The following is a 21919-nucleotide window of genomic DNA, read 5'->3' as shown; positions in this document are numbered from 1 at the left end:
TTCCCTACTTCCCTACTTCCCTACTTCCCTACTTCCCTACTTCCCTACTTCCCTATTTGCCTGCTGTCTATTGATCTACAGCGCGCCGATCGGTTCGACCGAAGACCTGCCCCAAGCAAGGACACTGGCAAACACAGCAGTGCGCTTATCAGCTGGAGACACTTTTATCTGCACGCCTCAGTGTCGCTCAGAAATTGAAGGGCGGTGTGCCTCAGTCGGGTTTCGTTGCCGGATCCCAATGTTCATCGGCCTTGCCGTCCAGGGAACGCCAGCTGTCGAACCAGGTCGTGGTATAGGATTTCGAAGGGTCGCTCGCATCCTTCACTTCCCTTAGATACGCGAAACCGCACGCGCTCGACGTTCCGCGTCGCGGTATTCAGGCACACGAAGATCATGTTGACCAGGAAGCTAGCTTCTTTCGCTTGCTCGATGACCTTGATCAAATGCTCGCTGTTGAGAGTGGTTCGAAAACGAAATCTGCCTTCGCGGCAATCAACTGGTTGATGCGCGTGATCGCTATCCGGCCAGCCTTTACCCGGTTTGCGCTTTCTGCCAACCCTTGAGGCAAGCTCTTCTGGATTTCGTCCGTGTTCACGAAATCGCCAGCGGGGCGATACTTTTCATAGATGGAGGATTTACCGGAGCCGTTGAGACCCGCCAAAATCGTGCATATCGGATTTGGCATGGAGAGCTAACCAGCCGCTATCTTCTTCCTGCCCCTACCGAGGTTTGTCCGCGTATGCGCGCGCTACATATCACGAAGCTTGTGAATTTCGGTTCTGGGAGGGAAAGGGGTACGCGTGGGAGCGTTATCAACCGTCTCTACTTCGATGGCTGGCTGCCAGAGCGGAACGACGCCGAGGACTTCGCCGCGCTTTTCAGCATCGGAGCCGATTTCCTCGATAGCTTTCCACCGTTCTTTGAGCGATTCCAGCAGCATTCGACACCCTTGGTTCAATCGAGACGACCTTTGCGGCTTTCGGCCTTAAACTCCATCGTCTTCGACGACGCGATAAACGTCCGCATTGTCCTGCTTTTCCGAAGGCCCTTGAAAGCCGCATACCGAAGTTTCTGGTCAGTGGCCTACGCACGATACTCGATTTCGGCAATAAAGGTAGGCGCGATCCACACTACTTGGCGCTTGCCACAGTATGGAATTGGCGGCTGCTTCTTTTTCCATGGCAGCCGATCGATGGAGGTCCGCAGATCGACAGCCTGTCGCTCATTAAATCCGGTTTCCACGCTGCCCACGTAGGCCAAGTCGTCGCCCCGATACGCCGCCAGTAGCAAGGAGCCAAATCCGCCGTGCGGACATTGACGGTTCACAGCCCACAATTGAGCTCGACCCAATCGCCGCTCCGGCCGCTGAGGTCAGCTTGCGCGAGGCGATCGTCCTTGCGGTTTTCAACATCTGAATACACCGGGCGTGGTCCAGTCGCCACGACGCGGCGAGACCACCCTGCACAGCAAAGGACCCCACCGGGATTCGATGCCCAGGCGCCTGCTCAAGATGGCGGCTGGATCAGGCAGCCGCCTGCACGTCGAACTCGAAATGAATCCGGTCATACGGAAATTCCACGCCGGCCGCCGCGCGATCGATGACGCCGGCGCTCACGAGTGTCGTCACATCCTTGTGGACGGCTTGCACATCGCGGCCGACACGGCGGGCGACCTCCCGGATCGCCAGCGGTCCTTGCCCTGCCAGCGCTTTTACGATCGCCAGCCGCGACGGGGCAAGAACCCGGTGCATGTCATCGTAACTGACAAAATTGATCGAGGGCGTGACAGGTTGGGCCGAGCCCTCCAGCGCCTTGCGTCCAGCGTTGACAAACCGGGCCTTGGCATCGGACATCGTGCCGAGCCTGACAATCAAAGTCCTCATGCCAGTATCCTTTCCATGTCCGCCTGAAAGGCATCGAACAGCGTTTCCAGATCTGTGAACTCTATCTTTTCTTCAAGTCCGCCGATGTGGCGATGATCGCCTTTCCCATGTTCATTGTCGTATCGAAGGACACACTCTCCCTCCACGACAAGCGCCAGCCGGTATTAGAACGGATGGATGCTTCAAAGGAACGGCGCTGGCAATCGCCAGAGAACCACCTCGAAAAAGGCCTTGTCATTGACGACGGTTGCGGCTTTCTCACGCAGCACGGCATTCATGTTGTTGTTATTGATAAAAATGCTTTCCGTTGTTGTCAAGAACAACAGTTGCGGTGGGATTCGATGCCACGGCGCATAGTCCGGGTCGCGGAAACATGAAGGGAATGGTCGTGACGGCTGCGATTTCCGCTTCTTTTGCGCCATCATCGCTTTTCTGCGATCCAAAATCGGCATCTGGGCCGCTTCGGTCTCGTCCATCCGGGCCATCGGATAGGTATGCTGGCAGATCCGTTGCATCTCGCCGGCCAAGGGGCTGCATCAACCAAGCGACTGACCTTGCTGGCTCACGCTGCCTTCGAGGCAGGCACTGTTCCCGCCAATGTGGGTTTCGATGCGACCGGTGGCAGTCTGCATGTCGGTCATCTTCCTCCGATCATGACGCTACGGCTGCTTCAGCAGGCCGGCTACAAGTCGATCGTCCTCATCGGTGGCGGAACCACGCGTATCGGCGCCGATTTCGGAACCAAGTCGGCCACCTGAAGCGGAAAAACGATTTTGACGTCGAATTTGAAGGCCTGATGGAAGGCGCGCCCCGTGAGGGCGAAGCCTGGTAACCCGGTCGGAAACCCCTGGTAGTTGAGATCCGTGCCGAGGCATCCGCAACACGTTTTCGCTCACCGACACCATGCCCCTGTCGCCAGGGGACAGGCCTTTGACGGTGGCTCAAGCAGCGGCCTCGCCTCTGACGCCGGCGCTCGTAGTGGCCCGAGCGGTCAATATCCTGGCTTGATTAGGAACTGGCCACTGCGGGGATCCGGTTCGGTCGGACGGCGATGACAGCGACTCGTCATGGGCGTATCGTCGTCTTTGGTATGAGAGCGTCATAGATTGGCTCTATCCAGTGCCGATTGGCGATATCGTAGGCGCTAAAACTGCTCTCGAACTGCCAATACGACCATGCGAAGTGATCCCTTTCCGCCGTTCGAGCCACAGCCGATGTCCAGGCAACCCTGGCCGCCATATCGGCCTTGTCGTAGCTGCCGAATTCGCCAAGGAGGATGGGACGATCATGGGCTTTCGACCAGGCAGCGATGTTCGAAAAATTCCGCACTATCGTCTGGTGATCGGCGTCGGTACCCCATGGCACACCGATCAGCCGCTCGCGGCTCGGAACGGTCCATGTCGCGCCCTGGTGCGTGAAAGGGAAAGGGTCATAGTAGTGGACGGTCACGATGATGTTTCGATCAGTGGTCGGCAGGACCAGCGCGTCCAAGGAACGGAAATTGTTTGAGTTGGCCGGCCCAATCACCACGCCGCGCGTCGGGTTCGTCTGCCGGATGAGTGCGAGCGTCTCTGAAAGCAGTCCGTTCCAGAGGTCGGGTGTCATCGCCCTGTTGGGCTCGTTCAGAATCTCGAAGAGCACGGACGCCGGAGCATTCCGGTAGCGAGGCCCTATCTGCCGCCAAAACGCAAGGAGCTTGCTGCGACATTCGTCGGCACCTCTGCCGCAGAATTGGAAATCATGCTCATCCAGAATGACCAAGAGGCCAGCCTCGGTCGCCTGCTCGATAACGGAATCGAGCGTTTCGAGCCATTTCAGATCGAGTTTGTCCGCAGCATCCATGTGTGAGAAGGCTTGGAGGTTGACCCGGATGTGCTGGAAGCCGCTATCGTGGAGCATCTTGTAGTCGCCTGGCTGGAAATGCGCCTTGCTCGGGTCTTTCCAGATGGGGTCGTAGCCAAGGACATTGATGCCTCGCCCCAGCTGCTGGACCAGTTGGTCGGCATGTCCGGCCTGACCGGCGACGATGTTGCCCGCGGATGTGGCAAGAAGAACCAAAGCGAGAAAAATCCGCATGTGCTTTTCCTTACGATCGGCACCCGTCTCGATGGCAGATGCCGGATTATGAGTCCGGTCGCTATGGCCGGGCCACGCGGTCTCACGTCGGCGTTCTCACTCACGCACGATATCGGGACATCTCGACTAGATCAGGGCGGGACGCCTCAGTGTCTCGCTCGAAAACTGGCGGGCGGGGTGCCTCAGTTGGATTTCGTTGCCGGATCCCAATGCTCATCGGCCTTGCCGTCCACGAACCGCCAGCTGTCGAACCAGGTCGTGGTGTAGGACTTCGAAGGGTCCTTTGCATCCTTCACCTCTCTTGGATAGCTGACGGTGACGATATCGCCTTCGGCGACAACCGAGACGATCTTCGTTTTCATCTTGTCGGGAATGGCAGACGGCTGCTTGTTGAGGACTTTGGTGAAGTAGTCGATGACGCCCTGGCGGCCGGAGACGGCGTTCGGATTGTGCTGGAAGTAGCGCGCGGTCAGGTATTTGTCCGCCATCTCCCAATGATTGGCCTCGAGCAGCACCTTCACAATGTTGTAGGCAGCCTGCTTGTTGGTGTTCAATTTCGAGTCGCTGCTCGTAAACAGCGCGTCCGGGTTGTCGGTGCCCACGACGGCCTCCTGTGCTGAAACGGTGTGTGCCAGGCTCATGATGGCAGCAGCTACGAGAAAGCGCTTCATTCTAAACTCCTGTCAGTTATCAACGTCACGGCACATTATAGGTGGCCGGATCGCACGCAAAGTAGGCATGTTGCCCACCCATAGGATGCAAAGGGTAACCAAGCATGGAATCTCACCATTCGAAGCGGTCCGGTGCAACGCTGTTGGGAGATGTCACTCGCTTACGACCCACCTGTTCTGTCCAAGCCCTCCCGACATAAGGGTCCAACGATCTTTCGGGGCTACGGCGACCCGGTCCGTGCGCCATTCCACCTCCTCGCTCGTCAACTGGTAGCGGGAGGAGGAGTGCGCCTCGACGCAGGCGCAAGACAGCAGCTCGAAACGGCGACGCCCCACGCAAGGCTCCTGTGCCATTCGGCGATCATCCCTCCCACGCGTCCTGACGATGGCCGTATCGCTTACGGAACACTGCCGCTCAGCGCGCGCTGCGCGGTGTCGCATTGAGACGAAAGGCATGGCTCGCAGGTTCTGATCGCCCATGTCAGCGGGCAGGTCTCATGTCCAGATTGATCACTACGGCGACGATGAACCCTTTCGATCCGCAATCCTCGCTTGCGTAAGAGCTTGCACGCCTCGCCGACCATACCACCAGCCGGACCGACGAGCTCATACCCTGGAACTGGAAGGCGGAAAGATCCAGCTATCGCGGGGGCGGCGTAAACAGCGTTTGGAACAGCTGCTTTGAGCGCTCCACGCCCTCATCCGTCAAGATCACTGACTTCGCCTTGTTGACCGGGTCCCCGATCATCCCCTTCTTGAACAGCCGATCCATCGTGCCCCAGTCAAAACCCTTCCAAGCACGACCCTCATGCAGCGTCAGCCACAGCAGCGCCAAGACCGCGTCGTCAATTTTATCTTCGTCTATATCCATCGCCGAATGATAGCCAAAGCCGGCTTGCTTGAAAACCCGTCTGGCTATAGCCGATGCCGCCTGTTGCCATAAGCTCGCGGGAACCGTGTCGGAAACCGAAAGGACAACAGGATGCCCACCCACCGATCGGAGCCATCCATGACGCCGTCTGTCCTCGCACCGGCGCCGACGATGACGGCCATCAGAGGAACGATCGGGGCTATCTTAAATCATCGCGGCCAGGGCGGCGTGTATCTGGGCAACGACAGCCGCGCCTTCCCCCACGGCGGCGGCAACCCGTTTGGTGGATCCGGCTCTGACGTCTCCTATTGCAAAGATGTTTGGCAGGCTCGTCTCAAGCGGGAATACCGGCCGCCCGCCGGCGGCATCGGAAAACCTGCCGGTGCAGATAAAGCCGTGTTCATCTGTCTCGACGTGGGCGCGGACCCACGCCGCGTTCGGATCCGCGCCGATGAAGAGGAACATGTGCCGCATGGGTATTCGACGTTCACGGGCGGTCTGCCTGTCTTTCAGAATTGCCCCGCATAGGAGTCGCTCGCTATCGGCTTCGAGCCCAACCACCTCTCACGTCGTATGGATCTCGACGTTCGGCAGGGCGGCGATCCGGTCGATGAGATAGCTTGACATCGTCTCTTCTAGCTTCCGCCTGACGATCAGGCACAGCTTCTTGACCTGTGGCGCGAGGAAGACAACCGCCTGGCCGGCGGAGTTCCCTCCGCCAATGAGGGCGATTTCCTCGCCGGCACATAGCCGCGCTTCGATGGCGGACGCCCAGTACGAGATGCCGGCGCCCTCAAAGCTGTCGATGCCGGCGATGTCCGGACGACGATAGCGCGCACCGGATGCAATGACGATGGTTCGGGCAGCAACGGTACGGCCGTCCGTCAATGTCAGGGCATGGAGCGCGCCCGGACCCGATTTCGGAACCAAGTCGGCCACCTGCAGCGGAAAGGCAATCTCGACGCCGAATTTGAGGGCCTGATTGAAGGCGCGCCCGGCGAGCGCGAAGCCTGAGATGCCCGTCGGGAACCCCAGATAGTTCTCGATCCTTGCCGACGCACCCGCCTGGCCACCCGCAGCCCGTTCGTCGAGGACGATGACGCTCAGGCCCTCCGATGCGGCGTAGACGGACGCGGCAAGACCCGCGGGGCCGGCGCCGACAATCGCCACGTCATAGACCATATCTTCCTTGAGATCGGGCGTGATGCCGAGACACAGGGCAGCGTCGCCATCCGTCGGGTTTCTAAGGACGGTTCCATTGGGGCAGACCATGAGCGGTAGCTCCGAGGCAAGGATGCCCAAGCGTTCGACCAACGCGCGCCCTTCCGTGCCTAAGGAGGCATCGAGCGTGACATAGGGGAACGCCACACGCGACAGAAATCCCTCGAGCCTTGTCAGTGACGGTTGGCCGGGCGTGCCGACGAGCACGGACCCCGAGCCTCCGGCACTTATCAGCGCCACGCGGCGCAGAATGAAGGCGCGCATGATCAATTCGCCGATGTCGGCCGACCCGATGACCAGCGCACGCAGATGCGGTCCATCGAAGGCAACCGCAGTGCATCCATCGGGGCCGGCCTTGCCGTCGACCAATATCGGACGGCCGGAAAGCTGGCTGACTTCGCCGGACATCTGCCCGGCGCGATGCGTTGTGAACTGCGCGCGCCGTGTCAGGCCATCATGGCGAAACGTCTCGATCGCGCCGTCAAGGACGAGCCAGGCGGGAACGTGGTGGTCACCGACCGAGAAAACTTGTTCGCCGGGCGCGAACCGTGTTGGCTCGCCGATGGAGAAACGCTTTGCCGTCTCCATCTGTAGCGGCGAGAGCACAGGAAGCATCTGATATTCACGGGAGCTGAAATCGGTCGTCACACGCCTCTCCTCAAGGTTTCGAGCGGGTCACGATCGACCCTAGGTAGACATGGAAAGCCTGCCGAATTCCAAGAGGTTCAGCAGCTTAACCCCCGTCTGGGACGAAGACCCCATTTTATAAAATCAATGGCGTACTCAAAGTCGGCGCTCCACCTTTTCCGGGCCTTTCCGCCTCTACTTTCCCGGTCGTCTCACGGCCAGGGAAGAGCGCATGCAGCCGGAAAAACGAAGCGAGCGAGGACACAGAGCGTCTTGATTGGTTTTAGGGTGAAATGAAGCGTAGGGCCATTCCAAATTCCATTCCAACTGAAGAACGGGAATTGCGAAAGTTTCATCCGGGCGTCGCGCGTCGATGATGTGAAACTCGATGATTCAGCCATTCAGTGTCTCCCCTTGCTTCGGCTAGGCTTGCGGCTGGATGGGTTTATAAATCGAAATGTTCCCGATCGGGAATGTTTGGTGCACAGTTATGCTAAATTTGAATGGAATTTCCCGATCGGGAATATTCTGTTGACAAAAGGCCGATTTCCTTGCTATTTTCCCGATCGGGAAATAAAATGGCAAAACAAGTTAGCAGTCCAGCCGAGATCGGCGCCCTGGTCCGCAGCACACGCAAGGCACAAAACTTGCGGCAGGACAAGCTTGCCGGCGTTTCTGGCGTCGGCCTGCGGTTCATCGTCGATCTCGAAGCCGGCAAACCGACAGCACAGATCGGAAAGGTCTTGCAGGTTTTACAAACGCTCGGTTGTTCGATTGATATTCTAGCCCCAGGTGAACGTAGAAAATGACGGTAAGGGTCCTTAACGTCTGGTGGAATGGTCGCATTGTCGGACAGTTCACCCAAGATCAGCACGGCGACATTGGCTTCGCCTACGCCGAAGCTTGGCTTGAGGACGAAAAGGCACTTCCGCTTTCTGTCTCCCTACCGAAGCGTCCAGAGCGTTTCTCTCGCCGTGAATGCCGCCCATTTTTTGGCGGCCTACTGCCAGAGGAAAGCCAGCGTCTGTTTGCGGCGCAGGCGTTGGGTGTTTCACCTGCCAACGACTTCGCCCTTCTTGATCGCTTGGGCGGCGACGTCGCCGGCGCGCTTCAACTTTTGCCCGAAGACCAGGAATCGATTGGAGGGGGCCTGATTGCCGATCGGCAAACAGCAGCTCTCGATGAGGTCGGAATCGTCCGGATACTGGACGCACTTCCGACGAGGCCGCTCTTGGCCGGCCAGGAAGGCTTGAGGCTATCGCTTGCGGGCGCCCAATCAAAAGCTCCAGTTGTTCTCATCGATGGCCAAGTCGCACTTCCCTTACCAGGCCAGGCGACGACGCACATCTTGAAGCCACCGATTGCGCGCTTTCCAGGGACGACTGAGAATGAAGCCTTCGCGATGAGGCTTGCTGCCGCAATCGGGCTCGACGTTGCTCCCGTCGACCCGAGGTCCGCGAATGGTCGCCCTTTCCTTTTGGTCAACAGATTTGATCGCCACCACGATGGCGACGGTGTGGTTCTCCGCATCCATCAGGAAGACTTCTGCCAAGCGCTGGGTGTGCCACCTGAAACAAAGTATGCAAGCGAGGGGGGGCCGACCTTCAAGGATTGCTTCGAGCTGTTGCGTCGGGTCTCTGCGCGGCCGGGCACGGACATCGCTAAGCTTTTGGACGCTGCGATTTTCAATCTCGTCATCGGAAATGCGGATGCTCACGGTAAGAATTTCTCGATCCTCTATGACCATTCTGGACCCAGGATGGCTCCGCTGTACGACCTGCTTTCCACCGTGGCCTATCCAGATCTTTCCCCTAAATTGGCTATGCGGATCGGCAAACGCGCGACGCTTGCTGACATGGACGCTGATGGCTGGCAGGCTTTCTCGAAGGAGACAGGTGTCAGCTTACCTTTAGTGCGCCGTCGGGTGAAAGAACTGACTGATGCCACAGGGGACGCGATCCCCCGGTTATTGGAAGATATGTCCCCACTTGCCGCAGACCCTGTGTCGTTAAATCGCGTAGCGGCTTTGATCGCAGACCGTGCCAAACTCGTGGCCCTGAGCATTTAACTCAACAGCGCCAAGCATCTCCGCCGACATAATTTAAATATTGAGGTGTAGCCCGGCTCAAAGGACTGCAGCGTTTATGGCGTCGGCCAGTCGAGGATCAACGCCCTGACCGCCGCAGATGGCCTGTACATCCCCGACAAGGGCCTGGGAGTGCGAGTGCCGTCGGTCCCTAAAGCTGCTCGTTGGCGGGTCATGCGTTACGCGTCCGGTCGATGGTCAATCGGATGAGAAGAGAACGCAAGCATGTCCATGGCTCGCGGTACCAATGGCAGTTATTCAACCCACTTTAAGGGGTTAAATAACGTGATAAGTTGCATCATCTGCACCGTTGAAAGGGTCAATAGACGTGCTTAACGCTGGAAACCCACTTTGATGGCCGGTGGTATTATGCCGTGACTATGGCACTCTTGGACGGCAAACTGATGCCTGATTTGTCGAGCAGAAAGCACTGGCGGCCAGGCTTGGCGCGTTTGCCAGACACCTGCACCTGGCTCCGGCCATGGCGAAGGATATGGGCCGGTGCCGGACATTCGGGACTATACGATCGAGCACTGCATTGGAATCGCAGACAGACGGCATCATTGCGGCGTGCGACTGATTGCAAAGGACAACTCATGGCCCGATGGAGAGAGCCAACGAAAGAGGAGGTTCTGCAAAACCGGCGAACACTGGCGGAACGGGCTCGAGCAGGGGATCTGCGGCTGCCCGGCGCCGTGGCGGAGATCCGGAAAGGGATCGGGATGACGCAGGAGGAGTTTGCCAAGGCACTTGAGCTATCTAGACGCCAAATTGCAGAACTGGAAGCAGGAACTGCTAATCCCACACTGGAGACATTGAAGAAGATCGGTCGGGCCTTCGGTTTCGGGGTTGGTTTTACGCCCAGAGGTGGATGACCGACAGAAGGCTATGACGTCAGGAAGCGAGGGCGTTGAGGACTACACCGGTCGTTCGGATGCGTGCGTGCGAATGATCCAGAGCGCCATCGAGTACGCGCTGTCTCTTAGATCCCTGTCCTACCTCAGGTGCTGAAGTGTATAGCTTCACCGTCGATCGCGATCCTGGTGGTGGGGCGCAGATCTCAATGCAGAATGGAGCGTCAAGCCCCATACTACGCGACGTCTCCGCTTCCTTGACCGTTGAGACGGTGAGGTGCCAATGCCGTCGATATAGGCACGTCTGTCCCTCGCCAAACAGGCCACTTACCCGCGCGGGTCCAACATTTCGCATGTCCGGGAGGGGCCGATACGGCGTCGTCCTTATCGAATGGCAATCCCTTCCGCCTTCAGTCCGTCCTTCAATGCATCGATCATATCGTGACGGGTTTCCGACCACTGTGATGTCGTTGCCCAGTACTGGAGCGTCAAGACGGTCTTGTCGGCGGTAAGGTCATCCGAGAAGATACGGGGAGGCGGGTTCGTTTTGACGCGTTTGTCAGAGGTCACAATGCCGATGATGGTCCGTTTGACCGCCGCAGCATCCACATCGTTGCCTATCGCGACCGAAAGCTCCTGGCGGCGCTCGCGTTCTCTGCTGTGGTTGGTGATCGGCGTATTCCACAGCGTCGAGTTCGGAGCCATCAGGTACAGACCGTCGACCGTTTTCATCTCGGTTGCAAACAGCCCGATCTCGACGATGAAGCCTTTGACGCTGCCTGTTTCGATGTATTCGCCGACCCGGAGAGGGCGGAGAACGAGAAGCATAATTCCGGCCGCGATATTCTGAAGGGTGCCCTGCAGGGCAAGGCCAATCGCCAGGCCCGCAGCGCCCAAGGCGGCAAGGAGCGAAGTCGTCTGGACGCCGAACTGACCGAGGACGGCCACGAAGACGAGCACCAGCAGTCCGTAATGGACGACGCTCTGGAAGAAGCGGGCCAGGGTCTCGTCAATGCCATGGATGCGCGACATTCCCTTGTAGACCCATCGGCTGATCACTCCTGAAAGGATCCAGCCGATCACAAGCAGGACAATGGCACCGACGATTGAGAAGGAGTATTGAACTGCGAGCGCAGCGAGTTGGCTGAAGGCGGTTCGTGTCGCGACGAGTATGTTGTCAGGCTGGGGATTCATGTCTGGTTCTCGGTTTACGGTCTGCACAAAACCGGCATGGCAAAGCTTGGTTCCAATTACAGACGTCCGATAGCTCTTGTCCCGAGACGTTCGAAAGCGAGAGACAATCTGGCGTGAACGATGTCGAAGACCAATGTCGCGGCAGAAATACACAGTCTCGGCAATGTCGGCTGGCCCACCCGCTGCCCGATCAACCCGATCGGTGTCGTCATCGAGCGCTTCTCAATGTGCTACCCGAAGAGGCCCACACCGGTCAGTTCTTCCAACTTGGCAATCAGCTGGTCTTGAAAGCCTATGTTGGTTACCTCGGCACTCGGCTGTCGTTGCTGGCGATGATGCCAGTAGAAGCCGCTGACCTTGGCGGATGAATCATCGCTCGCCGCAAGCCAGCTTTGGGTTTCCTGCCCGGTCTTGAGGTTCCCTGGTGCTCCGGCTCCACCCATTTTGGTTGCCACCCAGCCCGGATCGACGGAATTGCTCAACACCTGCGGCCAGTGGCGGGCGATCGCTGCGGCCAATGCAGCGATCTGCAATTTGGTTTCCGCGTAGGCTTGAGATGGACTCCACTGTCTTGCCGTCCAATCGATGTCCTCAAGAGAGCCCCCACCACCTTGGTGCAGCCCGCTGCTGAGATAGACCAGACGGTCCGGGCGATCGATCAGGGCTGTCAGAATATAGGGTGCCAGCGTGTTGATGGCCAGCGTCCGCGCATGACCTTCGGGGGTATTGCCACGCTGGGGTTCGGCATAGACCCCAGCATTGTGAATGACCGCATCCATTCGGCCGATCGCGTTCACCTGATCGGCAAGTTTACGGGTCTCGACTGCGCTCGTGAGATCGCCGATGACGACAGCCAATGCACGGGATGCGATGTTCCCAATGTGGAGGCCCTTTCCCTGGTCCGGGCGTGAAGGACGACCTCGTGGCCTTGTTCCAGGAGCGAACTGGCAGCAGCAAGGCCGAGGCCATCAGAAGAACCGGTGATGAAGATGCGGCGCATGGGAAACTCCGATTAAGGATCATCAGATCAGATGTGGGTCGTACCCTATCACGATCGGTCGCCAGAACAGCGTCGCGCGACCGGACTGCCGCCGAAGGCATCTCCAGGTGAGATGCAGGTGCCGCCGGACCCGTCGAGCCCTTGCTTGCTTGCCCGCTGCCTTTGCCTTCATCGGCGTCTCTGCCCTTCAACGTCGAGCCGGACGATGAAGGTTGCGCAGGGAGTGACCGTCGAAGGACATCGTCGGACGGTCAGGCTCAATAGGCAGCGTACATCGAATAGTTCGCGCGCGATGGTGGGTAATGACGCAAGCGTGCTGATCTTGTAGATCGCAAGCCTTGTCGTCCCGGCGCTATCGGCATTGCTCGGCGAATGGCAGGGCACGCAAAGGTATGTAACGCCGGCTCGGTGCAATATCAGCGCGGATTTGCAGCCAAGTATACTTTCTCCGAAACCCGTTACCATCTCGAACAGGGCAATTAAACCTAATTTCTTCCACTGTCAAAGTTGCGTTTCTGTTGTTTATATGAAAGAGACTACACATACGTTTATTTCGCTGGCTGATCAGGGCGGCGATATTGAAAATAGAGATCGGACGGATGGAAAATCTAGCAAACGCTGCCAGCGAGGACTTACTCGTTGAATTGACCTCAGATATCGTATCGGCCTACGTGAGTAATCATGTTGTCCCCATGAGCGATTTGGGCTCCCTCATCGCCGACGTCCACGCGGCCTTGTTTTCGAGCTCGATACCTCCCGCTGAAGTGGCTGCCGAAAAGCAGAAGCCGGCCATTTCGGTCCGCAAATCTCTCCAGGACGATCAATTGACGTGCCTGGAATGCGGGCTTAGTTTCAAGTCGCTGAAGCGCCATCTGATGACCAGTCACTCCCTTCAACCCGATGAATATCGCGAGAAATGGGAGCTTTCGAGCGAATATCCCATGGTTGCACCGGCTTATGCAGACGCACGTTCGCGTTTGGCCAAGGAAAGTGGTCTTGGGCAGAGGCGTCGACAGAAGGTGGCCTGATACGATGGGGTAGGGCGTCTTTGAAAATCGATGCCCATCTCCTGTTGCCGGGTTCAAGCGTTTGCCCTTTCGTTGGCGACGCGGTCCACGCCCTCGGTCCTTGAACGGTCGAAGCGTGACCGCCGCCCGGTCGCAAGCCCTCCAACAGGATCGGTGATTTCACGCTTGTGTCAGGCCATGGCCCGTCCGGGGTTGCCTGCATCAGTCCCTCGGAGCAGGAGGACCAGTCAATGACAGGCGATTGCTCGGCCCGCTTCCAAATCTGGTTGTGGCTTTCAGCTACCGATTTCCATTAAATCGCAATTTTAAATCACGCTTCCGAAACCTCACCTTACGGTACCACCCTCAATCAAGGGAGGGGACCTATCCTCTTGGACCCCCGATGAAATGTTGGCGTTCTACCAGCGCGGATCAGGCCACTCCGCATTTTCCAGAGGGCGAATTCGGCCGGAGAGATCAGGTTTTTATCGCCGTTCTTCACGCGCATAGGGTAAAAGCGATCATACATCGGGTCGAGACTTGCGAGAAGTTGCGTAAAGCCGGCCTTCCTTTGCGCTTTCGTCCATGAGCTATAGAGAGCTCCGCGACTATCCATCATGTCGAACATCTCAGACTGAGCTGGGTCGAGGCGCTGCCAAAGATCGACGATAAGCCCCGCCTGCGCTCCGAAATCCTCGCGCAATCCCTCTTCGATGACCGCCTCCAATGCATAAGTGATGGCTTGTGTCTTTGCCTTATGATCGAGGAACGCGAGGGATTGCCTCAGAAGCCTCTGCTGCAACATAAGAACAGGCCAAAGGATCTGGACACCATAGCGGACGCCGATTTCCTCCAAATGTTTCGGTGGTTGAATAATTTCGCGCTGCCGCTCATAGGCTTTTCGCACATCATACGCCAACCCGAGGAAGGAGCCTTCCTTGTCTTTCACAAGAGGCGAGCGATCGTTCACATCGTGAACGACTTCATGCAGCCAGGTGAGGGACGTGTAGTCCCCGATCAATAGGATGCCAGCGTGGTGTTTGAGCAAACCGTAGGAAAGCATCTGCAGTATCCTTTCATAAATTACCCAGCCAGGTCGCCCATGGGTCAACGATGTCTATTCCGAAGCCTTCGAAATCCTTTGTATTGCGTGTCGCTAGCGTCAAATCGTGAGCGATGGTGGTGGCCGCGATCAGGCCGTCCATTGATGGAAGTCCCCGGCCGCTTCGCTTGGCTAGAGCCATGAGATCACCCCCAAGCCAAGGCAACATGCGCGTCCACAGGAATAATCCTGTTGTCAAAACGCTGGGGCAGATCATGCGTGAGCCACGCGTCAAGGGCGTCGCGCTTTCGCCCAATCTCCATCAGCGCAACGCCGCGGCGGATTTCGGTAATCGAGACTATGCTGATGAATGTGCGATCTTCGTCAAGCCCTTGAAGCCAATTCAAGACACATTCAGCCGGGCGAGGTTTTGTAACTTCGGACAGAACATGGGTGTCGAGGAGCAGTCTCATAGGGACAAGTCGCGCGGCTCGTCGCTCAGGCGCTCAGTGTCCAGATCGGCGCCACGCAGGGGCGACGCCAATAGAAATTCCGCTAGCGTTCCTCTGCGCGTCGTCTTCTTCTGCCACTCTTCGGCAGAGACGACCACCACGCTCGGCTTCCCGTTGCGGGTAATGGTCTGAGGTGCCAACTGAGCGCGCTCCATCACCTCCGAAAGTTTTGCCTTCGCTCCCGCAACAGTCCAACTTATCTCATCGTGCGTTGATGCGCGCATTATCCCACCTATAACTAGAATAACCATCTTGACTATGATGCCTGAGCAGCACCGCTGCAAGCGTGCGGTCGAACGGTGCAACGGGTGCCATCTCACCACATAAAAAAATCACAAATCCAAACGCCATAGCCGCTGGCGAAAAATATTCGCCCCAAACCCTTTGCGGCGAAACATGTGACATTTCCCCTTGAGTCTCCCGCGGCTGACCGCGGGTTGACTGATCGAGGAAGCGGACATCGCCGCAGGATTTAGATTTGAAATATAATTCGTAATGTCTTTTTCTCTGCCCAGAGTCGTCAAATCGTCCGTCAAGTTCAGAGTTTCATTTAAGCCTTTCGGCACATATCTGTGCGACGATGTCCTGAAGCTTTTTGATTTGCTGGACAAGCCAACCGAGGTCTTCTGTGGTGATTTCGTAATGGGCGGAGTAGCGCGCATCGACATAAGCGCGGTCGAGACGGGTGAAGCACCGACGCGCAAGTTTCGTATCGCGCGGCCAAATCTCAATCAGTCGAGGCTCAATTCGCTCGGCGTGTGTTCGCAACATGCTCAGCCGATGGGATTTCGGGCTGTAGAGAGTCACTACCAGAAGAACGCAGTGATAGGCCCGTTCTGTAGCTTGATGGAGCATAAATGCACCGTCGCGCCAGATGCCGTTCGCGATACTAAACTCAGCGACAGTCATCGCTTCGGTCGAGAGCGGAAACCACTGTTCGAAATGTCGTTGCGCCTCTTGCCGCTCAGCCTCTGGCGTCAGTGGCTTGGGCTCGGTTAGCGGATGCCCCGGTGCTTCGTATAACATGATGCCGTCGCGGGCGATGTCGACAAAGAAGGGCAGGCCGCGCACAAGCTTGTCATTCACGTCCGGTAAGCTATGAACAATGACTTTCGCCGGCGTCTGAAGGCGCTGTGTGACGGTGAATTCCTGTGTCAGGTGTTCGTCTATCTTAATCCAGACTTCGTTTTCCTCAGCAAATCTGTTGGTGTTGACGACGGCCAGAAGGTCGTAGTCGGAGCGATAGCCACTGTCGTGATCTTCTACCCAGTCGCCACGGGCATAGGAGCCAAACAGGATCAGCTTCAGAATACGTCCCGCACGAGCTTTGTCCGAGAGTTTTGTTTTCTGGGCGTGCTCGAACTCCTCAAAGATAATCTGCACGACGTGAGACAGCTCGCGGCGTTTTGTAGCGGGCAGATGATCGAGTTGCTCAGGGAAGATCAAAACGGCCTCACGAAATTTTCTTTGGAAATGCTAACATTGCGCAACGAAAGATCGATTCTGTGACGCAAACGGCAAGAAAGCAAGCGCTGACGCGCTGCTATCCACTCCCCTTCATCAGTGAGCCCAAGCTGTATCCTTCCACACCCGACCAGAGGGCTGTGTGGCGGATGATTACATGACCACTTCAATACCCTTACGCCGGATTACATTCAGGAGTGCGAACGCTGGGCCTGTCGGCCGTTTCAATCCGCGTTCCATCTGCGAGACGTGGCCGGCCGTCAAGTTGAGGTATTTTGCAAATGCCGCCTGGCTCATGTGTGCGGTTTTTCGCAATGCCCTGATATCTTCGGCTGAGAGCGGAGCGGCTTCGGCGAATTCACGCAACGTGATTTTGCGAAAATCTTCCTCATTCAGTGTTTGGTTTACACGCAATTTCATTGGCCAGCTCAAGGATTTCAAGTCTGAGCTTGGATGGCATCTTAGCCTTCGTTGTCATGGCGTACCTCATTCAAGATTCCCGCGGCGAGATCCTTCTCAATACGATTTGGATCGATAAGCCTTTGTTTGGCTATTGTTTTCAGTTCTTCAAGATCATCGTCTGCAAGGTTGCCACGTTCATTTTTCGTAAAGCCGGCGAGACTCCCGGACCTGAAAAGCAATATCGTTCGATATCCGCCACTTCGCCCTCTTTTCAGGACGGGTCACCCCTTGCTTGATAAGGCCTCCTCCCAGATTTGCATCGATCAATCCTCGATTGGCCCTGTGACAAGCCTCGACAAAGTCCGGGTCGCTTATCCTCTCCTTGCGCAGAAAACGAGCAAGGATCTTTGTCTTACAGATCTGCACCCGACCTCAATCGTTCTCTGCACTATAGTGCAAAGCATTGTATATTTTAACGGCTGTCACGCGGAGATTGAAGGGCGCGGCTGAACCGTTCCGAGCCAAATGGAATGCGCTTCCCATTGCGCTGAAACGAGCGGAGGGCAAGCCACTTTCTATACCCTGGCGCTAGCGTCTGTCCGACCTTCCCGTTTTGCAAGTTCTGGTAAAGGATTCTTGAGCGTTTTTTGGACGCGCCATAAAGGCTTCGCATAGGGGGACCGCGAGGCCGCCAGCGCGATAGAGAGTCGATCGATGGCGTTGAGATATGATTAATGACTAGATGCTGCGCCCCAGTGAGGTTTTGATTGCAGGATTATCTTCGTTTTTGGAGGTTGGATACGACCCGCCCGTTGGTTTGACGGTTCTAAGGTCGAGTTGCATTGGAAGCCAGCTATCAGAAAACGGATCGTACGCCTCTCCGGTTACCATCATGCCCGAGCAATCGATGTTTCGTATGCCGTCCCACGAAATCCGGGGACTGCGCCAAAGTGTTCGGTGATCATCGAAACACTCGAAACCCAATCCATCCGAAAAAATTAAGGTATGCAACTCGGGTTGATACCAGCAATGATCAATTGGTCCGTTGATCTCGCGGACAAGCCTGTGCTCCTCACAGTCAACGATATATCCAGCGCCACCGGAAACGACGACCCTGCTTTGGAACCAAACTCCTGATAGACGGCGGAGAAGCCATCAGGTCGTGGCATCGCAAAGTTTGCCACCCACGGTTTTCCGTGTTCTGGGGTGAACTCCAGAACAAAACCTTCCTGAAAGGCGCTTGGCCTTGGGAAAGATAGAGCCGGAGGCCCATATGGTGGGAGACCAGAAAGAACGCGGAACATCAGCATTATCAGAGGTTACTTGCAGACTTGCTGAGCCGTCAAGGTCGACATTCACGCACTAGGTAACGCTCTGGTTGACCTGCCAAGGGGCATCCAAATTGAGAGATCGGATTTAGTGGTATTTGCTACCTAATTCCGAATATGTCCTCAGTCTGACAGAACTTTAGCTTTTTGAGTTCTAGTTGGCCCTTGGAGAATCCGATTTTCCATAAGCCCTACTGTACACAGCAACCCGATCGTCCTTGGCAACAATGTGATACGCAGACATCAGCGCTGCAAAACGCGGCTGGCCAAGCACAAAGTCCGTCCAGATCGGTTCGTCCTCCTCTACAACTATAAGGTCGTAGTTAAAGCGAACAAATTCGGCATATTTCTCGTCCAAATATGCTTTCGACAGCTCTATATATTTCGCGGCGCCGGCCATATCGCCCTCGGCGGCGGCCTGTTGGCTCAAACTAAACGCAAGAGACCCAAACCAGTCGGCGTTATTCTTCGATGGGAACCGTGTTCCAACCATTCTGGTGAGCGGATGAGCGCCAGCCATATCGCTGCCGATAAAGCCAAGCCGTGACGTTGCAGTGGATACCGCTTTCACCGCGGTGACGAAATCGGCGCTCGGCTTCTGCGTTTCGAGGAATGGCCGCCAGCTGCAGGCAAGCACCAGAAGACAAAGACCGAGGCGCCCCAACGTTGCACGGTCGAGGCGCCAGGCAGGCGACGCAGCAATACGGCAAAGAACGGCGACGAAGGCCAGAGAGATTGCTGGGAACGCATGATAGGCCCAGCCTTTGCCCTGGTAAATCAGCGCTGCAAGCGAGGCAAGCGATGCTAAGATCGCGACCGTGACCAGTGGCGTCATCCGTTCGCCCGGCGCCACCAACCATAGCAAAAGAAGGATAGCGGCATAAGCCGGAGCATAGTTGAGCGCGACCTGTGCTGAGTCGCCTGACGCCATGTAGACGTCTGCGACCTGCGGAAGGATGATTTGAATGAACTCGGGATTGAGCCAAAAAATAAGCGCGATATAGGCCACGCCCGTCACCGCGATGATGCAATTTTCTGGGGCAATCAGCGCCATGAGATTTTTGCGCCGCCATGCCACGTACAGGACAGGTGCGATGTATGCGAGGACGTAATAGGGCTTGAGCAGCACGAGGACGCTACCGCAAAGGGCGGCTGAGACCACCAGCCAAATGCCCGGCACCGCAGGACTTTTTGCCTCGGCTCGCCATCCCATAAGGGCAAGCAACGGCAAAAACAGTACCGTGCCCAGGTGATCTCGCTCGGTAAAGGCGATTCCGGGAAAAATCACAAAGAGTAAGACGAACAACGGCAACTGCCGAAGGAGCGCGCGACCCTCGACAAAATCGGCTTTCCAGATGATAACTGTGGCCAAGGCCAATCCGACGATAACCGCGAGCCAGGTATAAAGGTCAATTGCGACCTCTGGCGAGATGCCGATCCAATGGGACGTAAGCATCGCCGGCAGAAAGAGCCAAATCGTGAATGGCGGGTTGTTTTCCAGCAGATCGATGTAGAGCCGCTCACCGGCAAGAAACCGTTCCGACTCTGTGATGAGCCAGCTAGTATCGACGATAGTTCCCCATCGCTGCTGCCATAGAATAGAAATTAGAAAGATCGCACCACATTGTACGATAACCGCTCGCAATGTCGTGAGTTTCGATAACCAAGACTTCAATGTTGCAGAAACGTCGCTCATGGCTGGAGAAGCTCTGCACTCTTAGACGGCTCTAACAATACCGTCGACTAGACCAATCTACAGCCACGACGAAGTCGTAACTCGACTTTACGACGGATTGGTAAAGCCGGAGTGAATTTCTTCAAATTTTGATATGGCCGGTATGCGCATCCGCTAACACAGATTATTTGAGGTCTTTTCGGGCCCGACAACCTGCTGCCCAAAGTCGTCAAATCGCCATTCAAGTTCGGACATTCATTTAAGCCTTTCGGCACAGATCAGTGCGACGATATCCTGAAGCTGTTTAATCTGGTGAACAAGCCAGCCAAGCTCTTCCGCAGTGATTTCGTAGTGAGCCGAATAACGGGCATCCACATAGGCACGATCAAGCCTGGTGAAGGATCGGGTCGCAAACTTTGTGTCGCGCGGCCAAGCTTGGATTAGCCTTGGATCTAGGCGCTCAGCATGTGTGCGGAGCATGCTAAGACGGTGCGATTTCGGGCTGTAGAGGGTCAGGACGAGAAGGACGCAGTGGTAAAGCCGTTCTGATGCTTGGTGCAGCATGAACGCGGCATCGCGCCACCTTTGGCTTGAAATTCCAAACTCCGCGAAAGCGAATGCGTCGACTGATAACGGAAACCACTGATCGAAATGTCGTTGCGCCTCTCGGCGCTCAGCCTCTGGCGTCAGTGGCTTGGGCTCGGCTAGTGGATGCCCCGGAGCCTCATATAGCATGATGCCATCGCGGGCGATGTCGACAAAGAAGGGCAAGCCGCGGGCAAGTTTATCATTTATGTCCGGCAAGCTATGAACAATGACTTTCGCCGGCGTCTGGAGACGCTGGGTAACGGTGAATTCCTGTGTCAGGTGTTCGTCTATCTTAAGCCAGACTTCGTTTTCCTCAGCAAATCTGTTAGTGTTGACGACGGCCAGAAGGTCGTAGTCGGAGCGATAGCCACTATTGTGGTCCTCTACCCAGTCACCCCGGGCATAGGAGCCGAACAGGATCAGCTTCAAAATTCGTCCCTTGCGAGCTTTTTCGGAAAGTTTTGTTTTCTGGGCGTGCTCGAACTCCTCAAAGATAATCTGCACGACGTGAGACAGCTCGCGGCGTTTTGTGATGGGCAGATGATCGAGTTGCTCGGGGAAGATCAAAAAATGGCCTCATGAAAATTATATTTATAATTGCCGACGTCACGACAGGTCGATTCTGTGACGCAAGCGGCAAAAACGCAAGCGCTGATGCATTGCTAATAGGCCGTGCCATCCGTTTCTCCTCCACCTGTGAGCTACGGTTGTTTCCGCACACTCGGACAGAGGGCGGTGTGGCGAATAATTACATAACCAGTTCGATATCCTTACGACGGATCACATTGAGCAATGCCAACGCCGGGCCTGTCGGCTGCTTCAATCCGCGTTCCATCTGCGAGAGATGCCCGGCCGTCAAACTCAGGTATTTCGCAATACAGTCGGGCACATGTGTGCACCTTTTCGGAAAGCTCTGGTGTCTTCCGCCGAAAGCGGAGCGGCCGTCGGCTCGGCATCGGCGAATTCAAGCAATTGAGTATGCGGAAATCGTCCTCGTTCGTGGTTTCGTTTGCACGCATTTCCTTGGCCAGCTCAAGGATTTCAAGGCTGATCTTGGATGGAATCTTAACCTTCGTTGTCATAGTGGCTTGAGCGCGGCCAGCATGATGGCGCGGCATTGCGCAACTTAAACAGAAAAAAGCCAAATTACCGACGCTCCAAGGAGCGCCAGGGGAAGACCTACTATCAATAAGACGCTTTTTGAATTCGGCTTGGCGCTTCACGAGAAACATAAAAGACTGCAAGCTGTTCGATGAGGTAGGCTCTGCTTGCGTTGGCTAAATACCAGATAGTAGATGGCACTCATATCTTAGACCTGAAGCTCCGACGGCGGGCTGTCGCCCGCCGCTGGTCCGTTGCAGACATATGCCTCAGGTGCGGCCGAATTCGTCGTTGAGGCGGATGATGTCGTCCTCGCCG

At 56.4% G+C, this 21919-nt stretch carries 21 protein-coding genes and 5 pseudogenes; 6 read left to right on the top strand and 20 right to left on the bottom strand.

Annotated elements, in window-relative coordinates:
* Positions 1 to 439: 439 nt before the first annotated feature.
* The 5 genes and pseudogenes from EQW76_RS27080 to EQW76_RS27060 form a co-directional block, all read right to left on the bottom strand.
* A complete protein-coding gene (locus EQW76_RS27080; RefSeq protein ID WP_143123445.1) occupies positions 440 to 685 on the bottom strand; it encodes a hypothetical protein in 246 nt (81 codons plus the stop codon).
* 63 nt (positions 686 to 748) lie between these two features.
* The gene (locus EQW76_RS27075; protein ID WP_143123444.1) at positions 749 to 940 is read right to left on the bottom strand and encodes a hypothetical protein; all 192 of its coding nucleotides are present in this window, start codon (positions 938 to 940) and stop codon (positions 749 to 751) included.
* Positions 941 to 1083: 143 nt separating this feature from the next.
* A complete protein-coding gene (locus EQW76_RS30020) occupies positions 1084 to 1251 on the bottom strand; it encodes a hypothetical protein (protein ID WP_244617034.1) in 168 nt (55 codons plus the stop codon).
* Between the two features lie 271 nt (positions 1252 to 1522).
* Entirely contained in the window at positions 1523 to 1882 is a 360-nt protein-coding gene (locus EQW76_RS27065; RefSeq protein ID WP_143123443.1) for a helix-turn-helix domain-containing protein, read from the bottom strand.
* A pseudogene (locus EQW76_RS27060) lies at positions 1879 to 2160 on the bottom strand (DUF6516 family protein). Before EQW76_RS27060 ends, EQW76_RS27065 begins: the two are co-directional and overlap by 4 nt.
* Positions 2161 to 2376: 216 nt before the next feature.
* Between EQW76_RS27060 and EQW76_RS27055 the strand changes: the two are divergent.
* Complete coding sequence (locus tag EQW76_RS27055) at positions 2377 to 2640, top strand: hypothetical protein (RefSeq protein ID WP_143123442.1); 264 nt, start codon at positions 2377 to 2379, stop codon at positions 2638 to 2640.
* A 307-nt stretch (positions 2641 to 2947) separates the two neighbouring features.
* Here EQW76_RS27055 and EQW76_RS27050 read toward each other — a convergent pair whose 3' ends face one another.
* Together EQW76_RS27050 and EQW76_RS27045 are read right to left on the bottom strand one after the other, a co-directional pair.
* Positions 2948 to 3958: a cellulase family glycosylhydrolase gene (locus EQW76_RS27050; protein ID WP_143123441.1), complete on the bottom strand. Its 1011-nt coding sequence runs from the start codon at positions 3956 to 3958 to the stop codon at positions 2948 to 2950.
* 182 nt (positions 3959 to 4140) lie between these two features.
* Positions 4141 to 4629, bottom strand: a complete 489-nt coding sequence (locus EQW76_RS27045) for a nuclear transport factor 2 family protein (RefSeq protein WP_143123440.1) — start codon at positions 4627 to 4629, stop codon at positions 4141 to 4143.
* A gap of 398 nt (positions 4630 to 5027) precedes the next feature.
* On the opposite strand from EQW76_RS27045, the pseudogene EQW76_RS30015 reads away from it, so the two are divergent.
* Positions 5028 to 5270, top strand: a pseudogene (locus EQW76_RS30015) (IS66 family transposase); the annotation flags it as partial.
* On the opposite strand, the gene EQW76_RS27040 reads toward EQW76_RS30015, so the two are convergent.
* Both EQW76_RS27040 and EQW76_RS27035 read right to left on the bottom strand, forming a co-directional pair.
* The gene (locus EQW76_RS27040; protein WP_142832068.1) at positions 5270 to 5500 is read right to left on the bottom strand and encodes a DUF6429 family protein; all 231 of its coding nucleotides are present in this window, start codon (positions 5498 to 5500) and stop codon (positions 5270 to 5272) included. The pseudogene EQW76_RS30015 and the gene EQW76_RS27040 overlap by 1 nt on opposite strands.
* 204 nt (positions 5501 to 5704) lie before the next feature.
* Positions 5705 to 7336, bottom strand: a pseudogene (locus EQW76_RS27035) (FAD-dependent oxidoreductase).
* Between the two features lie 590 nt (positions 7337 to 7926).
* Between EQW76_RS27035 and EQW76_RS27030 the strand changes: the two are divergent.
* The 3 genes from EQW76_RS27030 (at position 7927) to EQW76_RS27020 (ending at position 10309) form a co-directional block, all read left to right on the top strand.
* Positions 7927 to 8157, top strand: coding sequence for a type II toxin-antitoxin system Y4mF family antitoxin (locus EQW76_RS27030; protein ID WP_143123439.1), 231 nt, complete (start codon positions 7927 to 7929; stop codon positions 8155 to 8157).
* Positions 8154 to 9416 (top strand): type II toxin-antitoxin system HipA family toxin, encoded by a 1263-nt coding sequence (locus tag EQW76_RS27025; protein ID WP_143123438.1) that lies wholly within the window; start codon positions 8154 to 8156, stop codon positions 9414 to 9416. The genes EQW76_RS27030 and EQW76_RS27025 overlap by 4 nt, the downstream gene beginning before the upstream one ends.
* A 614-nt stretch (positions 9417 to 10030) precedes the next feature.
* The gene (locus EQW76_RS27020; protein WP_143123437.1) at positions 10031 to 10309 is read left to right on the top strand and encodes a helix-turn-helix transcriptional regulator; all 279 of its coding nucleotides are present in this window, start codon (positions 10031 to 10033) and stop codon (positions 10307 to 10309) included.
* Between the two features lie 363 nt (positions 10310 to 10672).
* Here EQW76_RS27020 and EQW76_RS27015 read toward each other — a convergent pair whose 3' ends face one another.
* Entirely contained in the window at positions 10673 to 11482 is an 810-nt protein-coding gene (locus tag EQW76_RS27015; RefSeq protein ID WP_143123436.1) for a mechanosensitive ion channel domain-containing protein, read from the bottom strand.
* Positions 11483 to 11712: 230 nt separating this feature from the next.
* A pseudogene (locus EQW76_RS27010) lies at positions 11713 to 12482 on the bottom strand (SDR family NAD(P)-dependent oxidoreductase).
* Positions 12483 to 13081: 599 nt separating this feature from the next.
* On the opposite strand from EQW76_RS27010, the gene EQW76_RS27005 reads away from it, so the two are divergent.
* A complete protein-coding gene (locus EQW76_RS27005) occupies positions 13082 to 13510 on the top strand; it encodes a MucR family transcriptional regulator (protein ID WP_142832060.1) in 429 nt (142 codons plus the stop codon).
* 349 nt (positions 13511 to 13859) lie between these two features.
* Here the strand turns inward: EQW76_RS27005 and EQW76_RS29095 are convergent, their stop codons facing one another.
* The 9 genes and pseudogenes from EQW76_RS29095 to EQW76_RS26960 form a co-directional block, all read right to left on the bottom strand.
* Positions 13860 to 14552, bottom strand: a complete 693-nt coding sequence (locus EQW76_RS29095; protein WP_153816515.1) for a hypothetical protein — start codon at positions 14550 to 14552, stop codon at positions 13860 to 13862.
* Between the two features lie 13 nt (positions 14553 to 14565).
* Positions 14566 to 15004 (bottom strand): annotated as a pseudogene (locus tag EQW76_RS26990) (type II toxin-antitoxin system VapC family toxin).
* A complete protein-coding gene (locus tag EQW76_RS26985) occupies positions 15001 to 15267 on the bottom strand; it encodes a type II toxin-antitoxin system prevent-host-death family antitoxin (protein WP_143123434.1) in 267 nt (88 codons plus the stop codon). The pseudogene EQW76_RS26990 and the gene EQW76_RS26985 overlap by 4 nt, the downstream one beginning before the upstream one ends.
* A 322-nt stretch (positions 15268 to 15589) precedes the next feature.
* Positions 15590 to 16489 carry a HEPN domain-containing protein gene (locus EQW76_RS26980; RefSeq protein ID WP_143123433.1) on the bottom strand — a complete coding sequence of 300 codons (900 nt, stop codon included), beginning with the start codon at positions 16487 to 16489 and terminating at the stop codon, positions 15590 to 15592.
* Positions 16490 to 16660: 171 nt separating this feature from the next.
* Positions 16661 to 16927, bottom strand: a complete 267-nt coding sequence (locus tag EQW76_RS26975) for a helix-turn-helix domain-containing protein (RefSeq protein ID WP_244617033.1) — start codon at positions 16925 to 16927, stop codon at positions 16661 to 16663.
* A gap of 41 nt (positions 16928 to 16968) precedes the next feature.
* A complete protein-coding gene (locus EQW76_RS30200) occupies positions 16969 to 17148 on the bottom strand; it encodes a hypothetical protein (protein ID WP_244617545.1) in 180 nt (59 codons plus the stop codon).
* Positions 17105 to 17335 (bottom strand): type II toxin-antitoxin system RelE/ParE family toxin, encoded by a 231-nt coding sequence (locus EQW76_RS30195; RefSeq protein ID WP_244617546.1) that lies wholly within the window; start codon positions 17333 to 17335, stop codon positions 17105 to 17107. The genes EQW76_RS30200 and EQW76_RS30195 overlap by 44 nt, the downstream gene beginning before the upstream one ends.
* 1056 nt (positions 17336 to 18391) lie before the next feature.
* Complete coding sequence (locus EQW76_RS26965) at positions 18392 to 19933, bottom strand: hypothetical protein (protein WP_143123432.1); 1542 nt, start codon at positions 19931 to 19933, stop codon at positions 18392 to 18394.
* 234 nt (positions 19934 to 20167) lie between these two features.
* Positions 20168 to 21067, bottom strand: coding sequence for a HEPN domain-containing protein (locus EQW76_RS26960; protein WP_143123431.1), 900 nt, complete (start codon positions 21065 to 21067; stop codon positions 20168 to 20170).
* Positions 21068 to 21919: the final 852 nt, after the last annotated feature.

Source organism: Rhizobium sp. rho-13.1, assembly GCF_007000305.1.
GTDB classification, from domain to species: domain Bacteria; phylum Pseudomonadota; class Alphaproteobacteria; order Rhizobiales; family Rhizobiaceae; genus Rhizobium; species Rhizobium rhododendri.
This window is presented reverse-complemented; position numbering and strand designations above follow the sequence as displayed.